At 60.8% G+C, this 16,991-nt stretch carries 15 protein-coding genes; 3 read left to right on the top strand and 12 right to left on the bottom strand.

Annotated elements, in window-relative coordinates:
* Nucleotides 1–8: 8 nt before the first annotated feature.
* Both H7C18_RS21360 and H7C18_RS21355 read left to right on the top strand, forming a co-directional pair.
* Nucleotides 9–788 (top strand): fumarylacetoacetate hydrolase family protein, encoded by a 780-nt coding sequence (locus H7C18_RS21360; RefSeq protein ID WP_238357861.1) that lies wholly within the window; start codon nt 9–11, stop codon nt 786–788.
* A gap of 17 nt (nt 789–805) precedes the next feature.
* Nucleotides 806–2,242 carry an NAD-dependent malic enzyme gene (locus H7C18_RS21355; RefSeq protein ID WP_185131133.1) on the top strand — a complete coding sequence of 479 codons (1,437 nt, stop codon included), beginning with the start codon at nt 806–808 and terminating at the stop codon, nt 2,240–2,242.
* A gap of 41 nt (nt 2,243–2,283) precedes the next feature.
* On the opposite strand, the gene H7C18_RS21350 is transcribed toward H7C18_RS21355, so the two are convergent.
* Genes H7C18_RS21350 through H7C18_RS21335 form a run of 4 tightly spaced genes read right to left on the bottom strand, consistent with a single transcriptional unit; the run spans nt 2,284 to nt 4,365 of the window.
* Nucleotides 2,284–2,622 (bottom strand): hypothetical protein, encoded by a 339-nt coding sequence (locus H7C18_RS21350; RefSeq protein ID WP_185131132.1) that lies wholly within the window; start codon nt 2,620–2,622, stop codon nt 2,284–2,286.
* A 59-nt stretch (nt 2,623–2,681) separates the two neighbouring features.
* Nucleotides 2,682–3,842 (bottom strand): NAD(P)-binding domain-containing protein, encoded by a 1,161-nt coding sequence (locus H7C18_RS21345; RefSeq protein ID WP_185131131.1) that lies wholly within the window; start codon nt 3,840–3,842, stop codon nt 2,682–2,684.
* 34 nt (nt 3,843–3,876) lie between these two features.
* The gene (locus tag H7C18_RS21340; RefSeq protein ID WP_185131130.1) at nt 3,877–4,146 is read right to left on the bottom strand and encodes a hypothetical protein; all 270 of its coding nucleotides are present in this window, start codon (nt 4,144–4,146) and stop codon (nt 3,877–3,879) included.
* Nucleotides 4,147–4,149: 3 nt separating this feature from the next.
* Nucleotides 4,150–4,365, bottom strand: a complete 216-nt coding sequence (locus H7C18_RS21335) for a hypothetical protein (protein WP_185131129.1) — start codon at nt 4,363–4,365, stop codon at nt 4,150–4,152.
* Between the two features lie 389 nt (nt 4,366–4,754).
* On the opposite strand from H7C18_RS21335, the gene H7C18_RS21330 reads away from it, so the two are divergent.
* The gene (locus H7C18_RS21330; protein WP_185131128.1) at nt 4,755–5,738 is read left to right on the top strand and encodes an aldo/keto reductase; all 984 of its coding nucleotides are present in this window, start codon (nt 4,755–4,757) and stop codon (nt 5,736–5,738) included.
* A 105-nt stretch (nt 5,739–5,843) separates the two neighbouring features.
* Here H7C18_RS21330 and H7C18_RS21325 read toward each other — a convergent pair whose 3' ends face one another.
* From H7C18_RS21325 to H7C18_RS21290, 8 genes are all read right to left on the bottom strand, one after another.
* Nucleotides 5,844–6,482 (bottom strand): ThuA domain-containing protein, encoded by a 639-nt coding sequence (locus H7C18_RS21325; protein ID WP_185131127.1) that lies wholly within the window; start codon nt 6,480–6,482, stop codon nt 5,844–5,846.
* A 37-nt stretch (nt 6,483–6,519) separates the two neighbouring features.
* The gene (locus H7C18_RS21320) at nt 6,520–7,344 is read right to left on the bottom strand and encodes a sugar phosphate isomerase/epimerase family protein (RefSeq protein WP_185131126.1); all 825 of its coding nucleotides are present in this window, start codon (nt 7,342–7,344) and stop codon (nt 6,520–6,522) included.
* Nucleotides 7,345–7,384: 40 nt separating this feature from the next.
* The gene (locus tag H7C18_RS21315) at nt 7,385–8,995 is read right to left on the bottom strand and encodes an extracellular solute-binding protein (protein WP_185131125.1); all 1,611 of its coding nucleotides are present in this window, start codon (nt 8,993–8,995) and stop codon (nt 7,385–7,387) included.
* 110 nt (nt 8,996–9,105) lie between these two features.
* A complete protein-coding gene (locus H7C18_RS21310; RefSeq protein ID WP_185131124.1) occupies nt 9,106–9,996 on the bottom strand; it encodes a carbohydrate ABC transporter permease in 891 nt (296 codons plus the stop codon).
* Between the two features lie 28 nt (nt 9,997–10,024).
* Nucleotides 10,025–10,972: an ABC transporter permease gene (locus H7C18_RS21305; protein WP_185131123.1), complete on the bottom strand. Its 948-nt coding sequence runs from the start codon at nt 10,970–10,972 to the stop codon at nt 10,025–10,027.
* Between the two features lie 261 nt (nt 10,973–11,233).
* Nucleotides 11,234–13,006: a sensor histidine kinase gene (locus H7C18_RS21300; protein WP_185131122.1), complete on the bottom strand. Its 1,773-nt coding sequence runs from the start codon at nt 13,004–13,006 to the stop codon at nt 11,234–11,236.
* Nucleotides 12,990–14,627, bottom strand: a complete 1,638-nt coding sequence (locus H7C18_RS21295; protein ID WP_185131121.1) for a response regulator transcription factor — start codon at nt 14,625–14,627, stop codon at nt 12,990–12,992. The genes H7C18_RS21300 and H7C18_RS21295 overlap by 17 nt, the downstream gene beginning before the upstream one ends.
* A gap of 355 nt (nt 14,628–14,982) precedes the next feature.
* The gene (locus tag H7C18_RS21290) at nt 14,983–16,911 is read right to left on the bottom strand and encodes a DUF5010 domain-containing protein (RefSeq protein WP_185131120.1); all 1,929 of its coding nucleotides are present in this window, start codon (nt 16,909–16,911) and stop codon (nt 14,983–14,985) included.
* Nucleotides 16,912–16,991: the final 80 nt, after the last annotated feature.

The raw sequence follows: 16,991 nt of genomic DNA, 5'->3' as shown, positions 1-16,991 counted from the left end.
TGATACGATTGACGACCTACGTTCGCTTCGCGACGGCGGATGACTCGACCGTTCGCGGCGGCGTTCTCGACGGAGACGTCGTCAGGGAATACACGGGCTGTCTCTTCGACGGACCGTCTCTCGCCGGACGAGCGGACCGTTTGACCGATGTCGTCCTGAAAGCACCGCTCGAGCCAAGGCACATCATCGGCATCGGGAAGAATTTCGCCGCCGAAGGGGCGGCAAAGCCGGACGCCCCCGAGCTGCCGATCCTGTTCTTCAAGCCCCAGACCGCCGTCATCGGTCCCGGCGAGCCGATCGTGGCGCCGCCCGGCGTGCGGGAAGTTCAATTCGAGGCCGAGCTGGCCGTGGTGATCGGCAAGCGCTGCCGCGACATCCGCCCGGAGGACGCGGACAGCCATATCTTCGGCTTCACGGTCGCCAACGACGTCGCCGTGCCGGGCTTCTTCCACCCCGACGGCCACTGGACGATCGGCAAATCGTTCGATACGTTCTGCCCGCTCGGGCCGGTTCTCGTCACGTCGTTCGACTATCGGAACGCCGGCATTCAATCGCGGGTCAACGGCGCGGAGAAGCAGAACAGCTCGATAGAGCGCATCATCCTGCCGATCGACCGGATGATCGCGTATATCAGCCGCTTCATGACGCTGCAGCCGGGCGACGTCCTCTTGACCGGGACTCCGGCGGGCGCCGGAGCGGTCCGGGACGGCGACATCGTGGAATGCCGAATCGAAGGGATCGGATCGCTGGTCAATCCGGTCCGCAGCTCCATGTCGCCTCAGCCATAAGGAGGGAGCGAATCACGATGTCCATGACCACAACGATGATTTTCCGGCTGGAGATAAACCCGGCCCAGGCGACGTTCGGAGAAGTCGCCACCGCCGTCAACGGCGCCGGCGGCGATATTGTCGCGGTCGACATGATCCGCGCGGGGAAGGACACGACGATCCGCGATATCACGGTCCACCTGAACCTCGACGTCCACCGGCGCGTGGCCGACAGCATCCGGTCCTTGCCCGGGATCCGCATCGTGCACGAATCCGACAGCACGTTCCTCGCCCATCTGGGCGGCAAAATCCAGGTGATGCCCAAAATGCCGATCAAGAACCGGGAGGATTTGTCCCGCGTCTACACGCCCGGCGTCGCCCGCGTCAGCCTGGCGATTCATGACGATCCGTCCAAAGCGTTCACGCTGACGGCCAAGCGCAATACCGTCGCTGTCGTCTCCGACGGTTCGGCGGTGCTCGGGCTCGGCAACATCGGTCCCGAGGCGGCGATGCCCGTCATGGAAGGAAAGGCGGTGCTGTTCAAGCAATTCGCCAACGTGGATGCGTTCCCGATCTGCCTGAAGACGCAAGACCCGGAAGAGATCATCCGAACCGTCAAGCTGCTCTCCCCGACCTTCGGAGGCATCAATCTCGAAGACATCAGTTCGCCCCGCTGCTTCGAGATCGAGCGCCGGCTGCAGGAAGAACTCGATATCCCGGTCTTTCACGACGACCAGCACGGGACGGCCGTCGTCATCCTGGCCGGCCTGCTCAATGCGCTGCGGCTCGTCGGCAAATCGCTCGATTCGATCAAAGTCGTCGTCTGCGGCATCGGCGCGGCAGGCGCGTCCTGCATCGACATGCTGCTCGCGGCGGGCGTGCGCCGCCTGATCGCGGTCGATCGGTGCGGAGCGCTCGTATCCGGCAACGATTACGGGAATCCGGCGCTGAACCGCGTTGCCTCCTTGACGAATCCGGAGCGGGTCGGCGGCTCGCTGTCCGACGCCATCCGGGGAGCGGACGTATTCATCGGCGTGTCGGGCCCCGGCGTGCTAAAGGTGCAGGACTTGCAGCAGATGGCTTCCGACGCGATCGTGTTCGCGATGGCGAATCCGGAGCCGGAGATCGATCCGGAGATCGCGGCGCCGTTCGTTCGCGTGCTGGCGACGGGACGCAGCGACTATCCGAATCAGATCAATAACGTGCTCTGTTTCCCCGGCATTTTTAGAGGAGCGCTCGACTGCCGGGCTTCGCTGATCAACGAAGAGATGAAGCTGGCGGCGGCCGGCGCGATCGCCTCCATCGTGACCGACAACGAATTGAACGATCAGTACGTCATCCCGAGCATCTTCAACGAGAAGGTCGTGGCGAAAGTGCGCGATGCCGTCATCCAGGCGGCAGTCCGAACGGGAGTAGCCCGGCGCCACTCTTCGGAATACCAGGCGGAAGACGAGATGGCCGGCGCGGCGAGATAATGAACAATCCCGGGCAGACGAGCCTGGTTCCGGGACTTCTTCTAAGAGGGAGGAATGGCCTGTTCAATAATTTGTTGCGCCAAGCCGGATCCCGTCTGAAAACAATCGCCATATGACGGAGATAGTACGTCTTGCGCGCCGGCACGACATTTTGGATCCGGCGGCTGAGCAGCCCCGTCGCGAAGTAAAACAGGAATGCCATGGAGAAGATGACGATATAGCCCGGATTGTCGGGTGTCAGCCGCCACAGGTAACAGATTCAGGAAGGTGTTCGACAGCGCATACGCGAAGGTGAACAGCCCTTGCAGCACCAGCGTCAGCGACGCGTCCTTGGATAGCCTGTTGCCGGCCGGAGCCGGCTGCTTCATGCCGCTTTCCATCACAAGGCGCCTCCCAGCCGCTATCAGAAACTTTATAGCTCAGCCGCGCCGGCAGCAGCTCAGTTATCGGCCAGCACGATTTCCCATTCGTGAATTTCGTAGCCGCGCGCGCCGGTCTTGACGTACGGATCCTGCTGGACCAGGCTCTCCACCTCTTCGAGAGAGGAGCCGCGGTAGATGACCAGGCCGCCGGCGCCGTCGACGAAGCGGCCGTTGGCATGAAGTCTGCCCTCCGCGCGGTTGTCGGCAAGGAATTGCAGGTGCTCGGCACGGTATTTGACGCTCTTCTCCGGATCAAGCATCGGCAGGAATACGGCGAAATGCTTGCGCTCGCCGGACTCCCGGCGCTTCCGGTCCTCCGTCACCTGGAACTTGTACATACCGGACATATCCGTGTCGCCGTAGCCCTCGAGCACCGCCTGGTTGATCAGAGCCTGAGCCCGCTTGCCGGCGTTCAGCCGCACCTGGGAGGCCGCCCCCATATCCGCAGCCAGATTCATATCCTTGGCAAGCAGCTTCAAGGCGAAGCCCGGCCGGAAGGAATCCTTGGCGATAAATTGCGTGTAATGGCGCTCCATAATTTTGCTTTGGGCAAAGCTGTCGTTCAGGATGCCGAACAGCTTGTCGGAATCCAGTCCCGCCTGCTCCGCCAGCGCATACGCTTCTCCGACCGCGAGCGTATGAATGCCGACCATCAGTTGGTTGATCAGCTTGACCGCGGAGCCGCTCCCCGCATCGCCGACGAAGCGGATCGACTTGCCGAACGCCTCAAGCACGCTATGCACGCGGTTAAACACATCCTCGCGGCCGCCGACCATAACGCTGAGCGTTCCGGCTTCCGCACCGGTCGTTCCGCCGCTGACCGGCGCATCGAGGAATTCGACGCCGGCCTCGGAGGCCTGAGCGTACAGCTTGCGGCTCAGCTCCGGCGATACGGTGCTGCAATCGATCAGCACAAGACCTTTACGGGCGTTCGCGATCAGTCCCTCGGCGCCGGAGTATACGCCCTCGACGTCCGCCGGCAGCGGGAGGCAGGTCAGGACGACGTCCATCTGCGCGGCCAGCTCGGCCAACGACAATCCCGTACGGCCTCCCTTGGCGGCGAACTCCCGCTCTTTGCCCTGGCTGCGGTTCTTCCCGTACACTTCGAAGCCGGCCTTCATTAAGTTAAGCGCCATTGGAAATCCCATGTTGCCCAATCCGACAAATCCGACTTTCATTCCTTATCCCTCCCGTTTGCGGTCGCAAGCGCTCTCATTTGCTGAGTGCCTCGTCAAACTCAAGCTTTAACACCAGTACTTCGCCGGCCAATTCGTTGACTGGCAAATGGCGGATGCGCAAATAAGGCTTGTCTCTCCAATACCATGGCGTTAAATCAACGCTGATGTCAAGGGGTTGTCCGTTATTCAATACGGTCGCTTTCTTGGGAGCGACATCCCAAGGCTTCAGGACGACGGCGTTCGTCTGCGTATCGCGGTACTCGTCCGACTTGTAGCCCCAGCTCTCGCGTCCGAGCGACTGCACGGCCTACGTCGGCTTGCGGAACTCGTTGCCTTCAGGTACGACCCGCTCCGGCGTGCTGTAATCGCCGGGGCTTGGGCCGCGGTCGTTGATCAGGATGCCGGGCTGCAGCTTGCGCAGCATCTCGTTAAGGCTCGGGTCGCGGCGGCCGGCCACATTGACGTCCCAGAAGAACTGATAGATTTTGCCGTACTGCCACCGTTGTCGGACGCTTTTCTGCAAGCGCTTGCAAGAGGCATAACGGTAATCGCGGCTCCGAGTACCATCTTCTTTCTCATCGGTTAACCTCCTTCTTGAATCGTGCCATTGTGTGTTGCTAGGATTAGCATAAGTCGAATTCCGCTATAGCCTGTAGTACAAACGGTCTTAACATCACGTATAAAAATGTCTTTTCTTTGTGCGGCTTCAAGATTCAGCGCGAGAGGATTGTTCCCCTAATCAGCGGTCGAATTTCCTCCCTGTTCGATTTACCGTTAAGCCGTCACTATTCATCATATATAGAGCCGCTCCCGTAACCTGTCACAAAACCTGAGATATTCTGTATATTCACATATCCTTTTGCTACAATACGGTTGACGAAAATTTACGGATCGACGATGGAGGATGCGCGTATGAACTTACGTCCGCTTGGCAAAACGGGATTGCAGGTTAGCGAAGTCAGCTTCGGCACATGGGCGATTGGAGGCTCGTGGGGACAGACGGATGACGCCGAGTCGCTCCGCGCCTTGGACAAAGCGATGGACGAGGGCGTTAACTTTTTCGATACGGCCGATGTTTACGGCGACGGCAAGAGCGAGCGGCTGCTCGCCCGCGCCACTAAAGGCAAGGAAGACAAGATCCATATTGCCACGAAGTTCTGCCGTCAGGGCGATATTAACGATCCTCAGAACTATTCGGAGCAGCGGGTGCGCCAATGGTGCGAGGACAGCCTAAAGCGTCTGGAACGCGATATCATCGATCTGTATCAGATCCACTGCGCACCGTTCGAGATTCTAAAGCAAGGTTACGTGTTCGAGGTGCTGGACAAGCTGCGGCAGGAAGGCAAAATCCGCGCTTACGGCGTGAGTGTCGAGACCGTGGAGGAAGGATTGTTCTGTCTGGAAAAGTCCGGCGTGCAGGCGCTTCAAATTATATTCAACATCTTCCGGCAGAAGCCGATCTCCGAGCTCCTTCCCCGTGCGGGCGAGCGCGGTGTCGGGCTGCTTGTCCGGCTTCCGCTCGCCAGCGGTCTCCTGACCGGCAAATTTACGGCGGATGCTGCATTCGAAGCCGAAGACCATCGGAGTTTTAACCGCAACGGCGAGGCATTCAACGTGGGCGAGACGTTCGCGGGCCTTCCTTTCGCCAAAGGGGTAGAACTGGCGTCGCAACTCGGCTGGATCGCGGAAGGGCGCGGCAACATGACGCGCGCGTCGCTCCGCTGGCTGCTGGACTTCAAGGAAATCGCCTGTGTCATTCCGGGGTTCAGGAATGTTCGCCAGGTCGAGGACAATCTTGGCGTTCTGGCAGCGAAACCGTTCCGTGCGGAAGAGCGCGAGCGGCTGCAAAAGTTTTACCGGGAACAGGTCCACGAACATATTCGAGGTGCTTATTAAGCCCAAAGCGCCGATAAGGCCTTTGGCGATCCGTTATGCGCCAATAATGCGAGGCACCTTGGCGTGAAGGCCAAGGTGCCTCTGAACTTCGTTTACGCGGTTTTGCTACTCCAGACGGCCGGCGCACCAAAGCATGCCCCGGCGCAACAGCCCCTGGAAATTCGGATCCCGATAAGCGAAGTCGTCGTGACCGGACTGGTAGCAGAATACACGGCTATTCTTATACTGTCGCGTCCAGGCGATCGCCTTCATGCTGTTCGGATGGTCGGCCGTCAGCAGGATTTCGTTGTCCGGATTCGGTTCGGCCATCGTGTACGTCTCGTCGATCATCGCGAACGGCCGCAGGCCACGCGTGATCGGGTGATCGGCCGGCGTCGGGTCGTAGCGGACCGTCTGCTCCCAGTAATACTTGAAGCTGCGGTCGCTCACCCCCGCCACGTCGGTCCACAGCGGCCACTCTCCGTAGTTCAGGATGGCGTGGTGCAGCAGCACGATGCCTTGGCCGGAGCGGCCGAGCCGCTCCTCCAGGTACTTCCGGCGGGCGTCGTCCGCCTCGGGCGTCGGAATGCTCAAGTTGTAGTAGACGACAACGTCGTATTGTTCATTGTCTTTGTCCTGGCAGAAAATGTCCAAGGACTGGACATACGTCTCGAATTCCTCGAATTCGCGGAACAGACGCTGGAACGGAATCATCTCGACCGGATGCCATTCCGTAATGACGGCCGCTTTCAGCTTGTCGGACAAGAGCTTCACCTGCTTTCGTAAGGAAGAATCGGCGGCGTTACCCGCGGTAATATTCGTCGCGGAGTTTGCGCATGTACTCCAGCGTCACGGCGGTCTCGTACGGGTAGTCGATCGTCTCCGCCCCGACCGAGCTCATCCACGGCGCGGCCACGGAGACGGTGCGGGTATACCCGATCTCGTACAGCAGGTTGAACAGCTCGCGGTACAGGGCCGTACGCGGCTCGATGTTCGGCTGCGAGAAGCCGTTGCCTTCGCCCGCCATATGGACGTGCAGGCAGTAGCTCGGATCGAGGCGAATGACTTCCAGCGGCTCGTTCAGCTTGATGAAGTAGTTCAGGTCGGCCATGACCCGGATCGACCTTCTCCCCGTCGCCTTGGCGAATTCCAGCCCTTCCCGGTAGCTGGGGAAGAGCGTGCCCGGATCGGCATTGGGTTCCAGCGCGACCAGCATGCCGTACTTCTCCGCTTGATCGGCGACGATGTTGCAGAAGCTGATGGCGTCGTCGATCGCCTTCTCCCGCCCGTAGCCGGCCGGCGCCTGGAAAAAGCCTCCCCAGATCCCCGCCACTTGCACGCCCGCCTCGCTCATCCGGCGGAACGAACGCTCCGCCCAGTAGAGATGCTGCTCGCGGTCGAACGACGGGCCGGACGCCATCGTGCCGAAGCCGCCGATATAGTGGCTCGCGACCGGCGTCGGCACGCCGCGCGAGCGGTACATGTCGCGGTTGCGGATCCAGTTCGCTTCGCTTTCCATCGGCACCATGTGAATTCCGTTCGGCACTTCGTAATAGTCCCAGCCCGGAGCGATCTGATCGAGCGGGATGACGTCGGTGACGAGGCCGAGCTTGATTGTTTTTTCCATCTGGATTCCTCTCCTTGGACCGGACGGCGGAGCGTCCGGGTTATTCGTTTCCTTTTTTCTTGGCGATCGGATTTTGCGCCATGTAGGCGTTGATGTCCGCTTCCGTCTTCTCGGCCAGCGGTTTGTACGTGCCGTCGATGAACTTCCGGAACTCGTCTTCGCTGATATCGCCGGTGACGTACCGCGTCTCCAGGGACGCCAGCGTGGCCGTCTGGTCCGGAATCGACGCCTTGAACGTCGAGAGCTGCTTGATGAACGGCACATAGTACTCGGTGACGTCCTTCCGCGCGTCCAGCGCTTCCTTGGCGAACTTGTCGCGTTCCTCCTGCGTGTCGCCGCCGACGACGACTTCCCTTCCCCGGTAGGCTTCGGCAAATGCGAGGTTGACGCTCGTCGCGTTGGTCAGCTTTTGCAGCTGGTCGGCGGTGCGGTCGACGGTGCCTTTATCGAGATCGTAGCTGTTGTAATTCGTTCCCTTCAGGCCGAGCTGGAACAGCTCGAAGCCGTCGGCCGAGTTGGCCCAGTCGAGAAAGCGCAATGCGGCGTCGATGTTTTTGGAAGTGGCCGGAATTTGATAAGCGCCCCAGTTGGACGGCGGCATGTTGTAGATCGACTCTCCGGTCGCCAAGTTCCGCAGCGGGATATGGTACGTGTAATCCGCCGGATTCAGGTTGTACTTCTTCAGGAAGGCGTTCACGTTCCGGTCGGAAATGCCGATGATGCCTGCCTTGCCGGAGGCGAACCGTTCCTCGTACTCCGTTCCCTTGTACGTAATGAAGTCGCGGTCGACGATGCCTTCCTTGTACATGTCGCGCAGCTTGGTCAGATAAGGGAGGAAGTCCGGCGACGTCGCGTTGGTGTGGAACTTCCCGTCGCTCGCCGGCAAGCCCGGATTCAGGCTGAACCCGTAGGCGGTCGTGAAAAAGTCCGAACCCAGCGCGAAAATATTGCTCTCGTCGGCATTGCCCCCGGTCGTGAAGCCGACCGTATCCTTCTGCCCGTTGCCGTCGGGATCGTCGTTCGTGAACGCCCGGGCGACGTTCACGAATTCGTCGACCGTCGTCGGGGCTTGCAGCTGCAGCTTATCCAGCCACTTCTGGTTGATCAGATAGCCCCAGCGGTCGTACGAGTTGGGCCGCGGCACGCCATGGATTTTCCCGTCGGTCAGCGCCGTCGTGTCGCCCCATTGCGCCTTCGAGATGTTCGCGGTCAGATTCGGATACTGCCCGATCTTGTCATCGAGCGTGGCCAGCAGTCCCTGCTGCGACCATTTCTCGAAGTCGACGTCGGTGCCGCCCCAGAAAATGTCGGGCAGGTCTCCCGACGCCATGATGACGCGCAGCCGGTCGAAATAGCTGTTCTGCGGCGGCGCTTCGATATCCAGCTTGACGTTCGCCTCCTTCTCGGCTTCCTGAAGGACGGGATTGTTCTTCAGATCGATCTCCGGATTCAGGTTGAGCACCAGCTTCAGCGTCGTCGGGGCCGAAGACGATCCGGAAGCGGCGGCGGACGAATCGGCAGAGCCGGACGACCCGGACGAATCGGCGGCATTGCCGCCGCCCGAGCAGCCGGACAGCACCGCCGCCACGAACGCCGCGGTCAAGCCGACGGCGAAGACCCCGCTTCGTTTCCCCTTGGCGTATGAGTCCATGAGACCGGAACCTCCTTTGGTGGGATGGATTTATTGTCAACACCGGAGTCCGTCCGGCCGGACCGGCCTCCCGTGCGGCAACCTGATTTTTCGCCCGGTGGAGCCAAGCACTAGCCCTTGACCGAGCCGAGCAGCATTCCTTTGACGAAGAAGCGCTGCAGGAACGGATAGACGACGAGAATCGGCAGCGTGGTGACGACGATGGTCGCCATCTTGAGCGTGAACGGCTGCGATCGGGTCTGCGCCATCATCTGCTGCAGCTGCGCGCTCGAGCCGAGCATGCCCATGTTGTTCTCCACCACCAGTTCCCGCAGCACCACCTGCAGCGGCCACAGGCTGCGGTCGGAAATGTACAGCGTGGCCGCGAAGTAGCTGTTCCAGTAACCGACCGCGGAGAAGATGGCGAACGTGGCCAGCGCGGGCAGCGACAGCGGAAGAATGACCCGGAACAGGACATGAAGCTCGTTCGCGCCGTCGACGATCGCCGCCTCCTCCAACGCTTCGGGAACCGTCGTTTTGATGAAGGTCATCATGAGCAGCAGGTTGAACACGCTGATGACTCCCGGCAGGATGAGCGCCCATACGGTGTCGTAGATGCCGACCCACTTCACCAGAAGATAGTTGGGGATAAGGCCGCCGTTGAAAAACATCGTGAACACGATGAACGACAGAACGGCGTTGCGCCCCTTGAGACGGGTCTTGGTCAGCGGATAGGCGGAGAGCAGCAGCAGCAGCAGCGTGAGCGTCGTGCCGGCCAGCGTGATGAGCAGCGTCACTTTATAGCCGGAATAGAACAGATCGAAATGAAGCAATTGACGGTAAGCTCCGAAATCCAGCCGCTTCGGAAGGAGCCGGAACGGATTCGCCAAATAATCCGAGTAATTCATGACCGAGTAGGAGATCACGTACAGGATCGGCACGACGCAGACAAGAGCGAACAAGCCTACGGCCGCGTAGCTGACGCCGGCGACCAGCCAGTCGTCCAGCTGTTTCTTTCTCAAGTTCGTTCACCTCCGGAAAAAAGATCGATTACCAGATGCCGTCTTCGCCGATCCGCTTGGCGAAGCGGTGCGCAGCGTACAGCAGCACGAGGCCGATCGCCGAATTGAACAGGCCGACGGTCGTGGCGAAGGAGAACCGGCCGGACAGCAGCCCAAGGCTGTACGTGTAAGTCTCGAACACCTCCGACACCGTCTTGTTGGCGCCGTTTTGAAAAATGAACACCTGCTCGAAGCCGTTGCTCATGAGCTGGCCGATGCGCAGGATGAGCAGGATGACGATCGTGGAACGGATCGACGGCAGGGTGATATGAACGATCCGCTTGAACCGGTTCGCCCCGTCGATAACGGCGGACTCGTACAAGTCCGGATTGATTGACGCGATCGCCGCGAGATAGATGATCGTGTCCCAGCCGGAGTCCTTCCACACGCTCGACAGCACGATCAGCGGCCGGAAGTAGGCCGGATCGGTCAGGAAGGGAGGCGGCTCGATGCCGAACCGGTGCAGCGCGACGCCGAGCACGCCCCAGGTGGGCGACAGGAAGCTGACCGCGAGCCCGCCGACAACGACCCACGAGACGAAGTAGGGCAAGTAGATCAGCGTCTGCGAGACCCGCTTGAACGCCAGCCGCCGGATCTCGTTCAGCATGAGCGCCAGCGCGATCGGCACCGGGAACGTGAAGAGGAGCCGAAGAACGCTTAAGGCGAGCGAATTCCAGAAAACCCGATAGAAGTCCGGCAGCGAGAACATATATCGGAAGTTGTCCCAGCCGATCCATGGGCTTCCGGTCAGTCCCTTGACGAAGTTGAAATCTTCGAACGCGATGACGACGCCGTACATCGGCACGTACTGAAAGACGATAAAGTAGACGACGCACGGCAGCAGCAGCAAGTACAAGTACTTGTGGCGGAGCGCGTACGCCGCCGCCGGATGCAGGCCGGTCCGCGCCGAACCGGCGGCCGTTTTGGTTCCGGCCATCGCTTCTCTTCCCCCTTTCGGCGCCTCGCGCCTGTCGGTCTGCGTGTTGCGTGTCCCTATTATCGATCCCGATCGTACCCGCCGTAAATCAAGAGAACCATTGTCTTTTTTCCGCCGAACGCCGTCATGCCTACCCGTTTCTGGCCGCCGCCCCGCTCCTTTCCGTTGAAAAAAAGAAAACGCTCGCATATTTGTGCAAGCGCTTCCCGAATGGCGGCGGCCACCCGTGATTCGAATCTTTGATTTGTGCAATTCCGGCGATTATCCGTCCGATCGAAGCGGCTGCCAGATGGTCATTCGCGTTCCCCTCCCCTCCTGGCTATCCATTTCAATGCCGTACGGATCGCCGGCGACAAGCCGGATGCGGCGTTCCACGTTGGCGATGCCGTAGCCGCCGCCCCGTTCGGAGCGGATTTCGCCGCGGCGAATGTCGGCGAGCCGCTCCGGGGGGATGCCGGCGCCGTCGTCCTCAACCTCCATCGCGAGCCGGTCGCCCCGAATCTCCGTGCGAACGGTGATGCGCAGCTTCCTGCCATCGCTTCTGCGTCCGTGAAAAATGGCGTTCTCCACCATCGGCTGCAAAACAAGCCGCACGGTCCGCAGGCCCAATGTCTCCTCTCGAACTTCCAGGTCGATGAGGATGTCGTCGTCGTACCTTCTTTTCTGCAGATCGATGTACGAGGTCAAATGCTCGATTTCTCTGGCGACCGTAATGGAATCTCCCTTATCGCTCAGCGAAATGCGGAAAAACGTCGCGAGCGCGTCGATCGCCTCCTTCACTCCTTCCATCTCCCGGTTCGTCACCATGCGGCGAATGCCCGACAACGTGTTGAAGATGAAATGCGCGTTGATCTGCGAGCGGAGCGCGTTCATCTCCGCCTTCTGCCGCTGTTCGGCTTCTTCCTTGATCTCGCTCACGAGAAGCTTCAAATTGGTGCGGGTCGCGTCCATGGCCTTGCTGAGCATGCTGAATTCGTCCTTGCCGGGGATGACGATGTCGCGGTCGAATTCGCCCAAGCGAATGTACTGAATCTTCTTGTTCAGCAGCATCATGCGCCGGTTGAGCCGGCTGGAGAAAAACAGCGTCAGCAGCAGCGCCAGTACGACGGCGACCAAGGAGAAGAGAAGGATCGACCGGTTGACGTCTCGAAGTTCCTGCTCAATGAGCCCCGACAGCCCGACGACGCCGATCACCGACCAGCCGTTGTCGGTCGTCCCCTTGGCGGCCGCGTACAGCACGCCGCCTATGGTCCGGTGCTCGACGCCGTCCTTCATCTGCACGAACGGCCGCTCCGGTCCCGACAAATCGCCGACGCTCTTGCCGAGCAGTGTCCGGTCCGTGCTGGACATCACGCCGCCACCGTCGCTCAGCACGTAGATCCGGTAGGAAGGGCTGCCCTTGGAGATGAGGCCGAACAGGTCGGTCTCGTAAATGCGCAGCTCCAGCAAGCTCTCTACGGACGGATCCGAGCCCGGCAAGCGGCTGAACAGGGAGAACACCTTCTGGCCGCGGTCGTCCTTCCACGTCGGCCGCCAGATGGAGTTGTCGGCGTCCAGCCGCAGCGGCCCGTCCATCTCCCGCCTCGTCCGCTCGTCGAGCCCGAACGTGATTTTCCCGTCCTTGACCAGATTCGGGTTCGCGCTGTACACCATCAGGTTCGCGAGACTGGCCACGTTGCTCGACATCAGAGCGGAGAAGTCGCTTTGAATCGACTGGAACCCGGTCTGGCGGGCGGCAGGGTCCTCGTTTTGCACGCTGCGCAGGAAGCTCTGGTCGCTCGTCAGGAACAAGGACAGCCGCTTGTAATATTGCAGACGCGTCTCGATGTTGTGCGTCGTCTGCTCGACGACGTAATCGAGCGTCTCCGTATTCTGCTGCAGGATCCGGCCGCGCATCGACACCTGGTAGGCGGCGTCCGTCAGCGCGATAATGGCCAGCGAGATAAACAGGAAGGAGATCAGCAGCTGCCAGCGGAACTTCAGATTTCCAAGCAGCGTCGGACTGGGGGCGAGCAGCTTAGTCCGGACGTTCATCTTCCGCCGCCCCTCTCTCCAGCAGGCGGTATTCGCCCGGCGTCATTCCGGTATGCTTCTTGAACATCTTGTGAAAATAGGGCGTATTCTCGTAGCCGCAGCGGCGGGCGATCTCGTAAATGCCGAGCGAAGGGTCGCGCAGAAGTCCCATCGACACGGTGACGCGATATTTGTTGATGTAGTCGTTCAGGCTGACGCCCGTCTTCGCTTTGAAGGTAGCCCCCAGGTAATTTGGCGTGAAGTGCAGCGACTGCGCGATCGATTCTACCGTAAGGGTCGAGGCGTAGCGTTCGCCGACGATGCGCCTGATCGGCTTGAGGAACGAATCCTCGGATGCCTCTTTGCCGGTGCGGGCTTTGCCGGCGAACGCGCGGACCCACTCTTCCAGACAGCTCTGCAAGCCGTCCGCGCTGCGCTGCCGGACGAGGCCGGTCCAACAGACGATCTCCTCGTCGATGCCGGAGAACGGCTCGAATCCCAAGCTCCGCACGGCGTCCGCCAAGATCGTCAGCACCGACAGCGCCACTCCGCATTCCAGCGCAGGGTCGTCCGCATCCGGCGCGTCCGCGTGGCGGAAGCACGCCCGCACGCGCGAATAAAGAGCGCCCTCGTCGCCCTGCCGCAGCAGCCGCGGCGCCTCCGCCCGCAAGCGGAGAAGCGGATCGGCTGCCGCCGACGAATAACCCTCCGGCAGCGGAGCGCCGATTCCGGCAGCTCCCGCGGCGGCGAAGCCGGAATCGGCCGGGCGGAGACGGCCCTCATCCGGCTCGCTCGACAGCTGCCGATACGCCTCCTCCGGCGCGGTTCCCGCGGGATACAGCCGGAAGAGCGACTCCAACCGGAAGCCGGACGCCTTTGCGAGCCGCTCGTCCAGCCCGCGGACCGTTCGCTCCAGCATCGCTTGCGCTTCGTCCGCGACCGCGTTCGCGTGAAGCCGGAGCGTTACGGCTATCTCGCCCGCAGAGATCTGGGCGCAGACCGCTTCCGTACGGCCGGTCAACCGCTCGGATAGTAAGCTCTTGATTTCTTCCGTCTTCCGCCGATCTTCCGGCAGCCACCGGATCAGCATCAGCCCGAACGGCTCCTCTTCGTCCCGCAGCCAATCCAGCCCGACGCTCCGCAGCAGCGCCTCCGGCTCCCGGCCGAGGCCGAGCAGCTCATTGCGGACGATCGCTTCCCGCAGCAGCGGCTCGCTAAGCGTCAGGCTCGACTTCAAGCGCTCGAACAGCGCGCCCTGCATTCGCTCCTCGATGCATTTGTCGACCGCCTTCTTGACGGTGCGCAGCAGTTCTTCGTCGTCGATCGGCTTCAGCACGTAGCCGAACGCGTTCAGATTGGCGGCTTCGCGGGCATAACCGAAATCTTCGTACGCGCTGCAAAATACGATTTTGATAGACGGATCGAGCGCGCAAACCTTCTTGGCCATCTCCACGCCGTCCATCACCGGCATTTTCACGTCGGTGATGACGATGTCGGGACGCGTCTGCATCGCCAGCTCGATCGCCTGCTTCCCGTTCCAAGCGTCGCCCACCACCTCTCCCCCGATGATGCTCCAATCGACGGAACGGCAAAGCGCCCGCCGTTCCGCCGTCTCGTCGTCGACAATGAGCAGCTTGATCATCCGTTTCACCTCGCCGGAGTAACCGCTTTCAAATAACGTGCATAGCAGAAGCTACGAGAAAAAAAGAGAGTCGATAGCTTTCTTGCGATGCTTTACCTTTTCGCGAATCCATTCCATTAATCCTGCCAATTCTTAACGAAAAGGCAGTTGATCTTCAGAATGCGTATGCTATATGGCTGGATGTCCGAATGGCCATCCTGTTTAGCCTGCGCCCGGCTGATTAAATCGCGCTATTCCAAGCAGGGTGCCGTCCCTCCGAATAACCGCATTCGGAAAAGAGCTCCGTCGCAAGACAAAAAGGCTGCTATCGTGAGCAGCCTTCTGCCTTCTTGCCGGCTTTCGTTTCTACGGAACGTCAGTTCGTCCAATCGTTTACGTTAAAGTCGCCGTCCAAAAACTCTAGCCGAACGGTATGATAGGTGCCGCCGGCGAAGGTGAACGATCCTGCGTTCACCGTCTGGTACGTCTGCCACGCGCCCGTGTTCGGGAGAGTGATCGTCGGGCCGGCCGTGCCGTCGATGACGAATCGCAGCCGCTTTCCGCTGTTCGGCGTGGCGGCGCGCACCTTCAGCGTGACGTTCCCTTCCAGCGGAACGTCCTTCCATTCCAGCCATTCGCCCGCCGCGATGCTGCCGACGTCCCACCCGCCGCCGGAATCCGGAGTCGCCTCCACGTCGAGGTTCCCGTCGCGGTAAAGACCGAACAGATTGCCCGTGGTCGTATCATTGTAGCTGTCCGCGCTCTCCGCCTCTACCCGCAGGTCGGTCGGAAAAGGATTGCGGGAATATTGCCGCAGGATGTTGATCATCTGATTCGGGTAATCGTAATGCGTTTGCGCGTAGGTGCCGTCCCGCCCGCGCCACATCGCCGCATTCTCCTCCCAGTCGGAGAAGCCCTCGACCAGTGTGACCCGGCTTCTCGGAACGACGTCGGCCAGGCTGTCCTTGAATGTCTGGCCGTGGTTCGGATCGATCTCCATGTTCGTCGAGCCGACGACGAATCGGAACGAAGGCGCAACCACGCCGTAGTTGTTGCCGTTGAAGGAGGTCACCGTCTTGCCGCCCGGCACCGGGAACCAGCTGTGCACGCCGTCCACGACCGACGCCACGGTCGGATCCTCGCTGATCCAGCTTTGGTCGACGATCAGGTACGGATCGATCCCGAACTCCTCCTGCGCCTGCTGCCGGATGTACTCGACCATCTTTTTCAGATTGCCGTTGCCCTGGTTCGTAAACGCGAAGTCGCCGATTCCCCACTCATAGATGACGGGCCGGCCGTCGATCTTGAACCGCATATTGTCCGGCACGGCCTCGAAAAACGCCCGCAAATTGTGATCCCAGATGTACTGGTATCCGCCCTCGCCCGTTCCGTCCGCGTCGCCGACGTCGAACGGCGGATTGTAGCCCCCGGTTCCGTGCTTGAACGCGTTTTTCTTGTCCGTCATCGAGGCCGGCGTATCGTCCAGCGCGCTGATCTTGAGCCGGTCCGCTGCGCCGCGGCGGTTGATGGCGGCGACGAGGCCGCTCAGCTTCCGCGTGTCGCCTCCGCTGTTGGCGCTCATCGGCGGATCCAGGTATCCGCGGATCGTTGGAGCAACGAAATCCACGCCCGAGGAGACAAGCTCTTCCACGTAGTTGTCCCAGAACTTGGACTCGTCGGAGCTGGCTTTGAAGAGCGGCAGGTTGAAAATTTGGTTGCCCTGGTTGTCGTAGGGACCGCCGTGCAGCGTCGAATCGGAGAAGCCGAAGGTGACGCCGAGGTAATGGGGGCCCGGCTGGGTCGGCAGCGAGATCGTCATCTTCTCGAACGTCTCCCACGGACCGGCCGTCGTACGGTTTGCGATCAAAGGATACGTAGGCTGAATGTCGGCGTCGACGTACCGGCCGTTCGCGTTCGATTTGAGATAGACGTTGCTGCCGCCGGCGTCGATGAACTGGAACTTCTCGTTCGCGCCGATGGACGTCGCGTTGGCGATCAGCTCGTCGGATGCCTGCTTGGAGACATACTGGTTGTTGGCGACCGCCTGCAGCGCGAAGAGCCCTCCGCCCGCGTCGCGCACGATGAATTGCTCCCACGAACCGACCGAGGTGCGGTTGGCGATGAGCGGGTCGTTGCCCGAGTTATCGGCGCAAACATAATTGTTGTTCGACAGCGCCTTCAGCGCGATAATCTCGCCGACGACCGGAACCGCGGCGTGCGCTCGCGACGGTTGGTTCACAAACACGGGCAGCGCCAGCAGGAAAGCAATGGCCAGCATCAGGCCTCTTTTGACGGAGCTTGTCATGGATCGTGACCTCCTAGAAAATGATTGTACTTCATCGCATCGGATCACCCGCTATGCAAACTTCGCAGATGGGACAACCG

The organism is Cohnella zeiphila (assembly GCF_014212055.1).
Taxonomy (GTDB): Bacteria; Bacillota; Bacilli; order Paenibacillales; family Paenibacillaceae; genus Cohnella; species Cohnella zeiphila.
The sequence above is the reverse complement of the archived record's forward strand: the minus strand, read 5'-3'. Positions and strand labels throughout refer to the sequence as shown.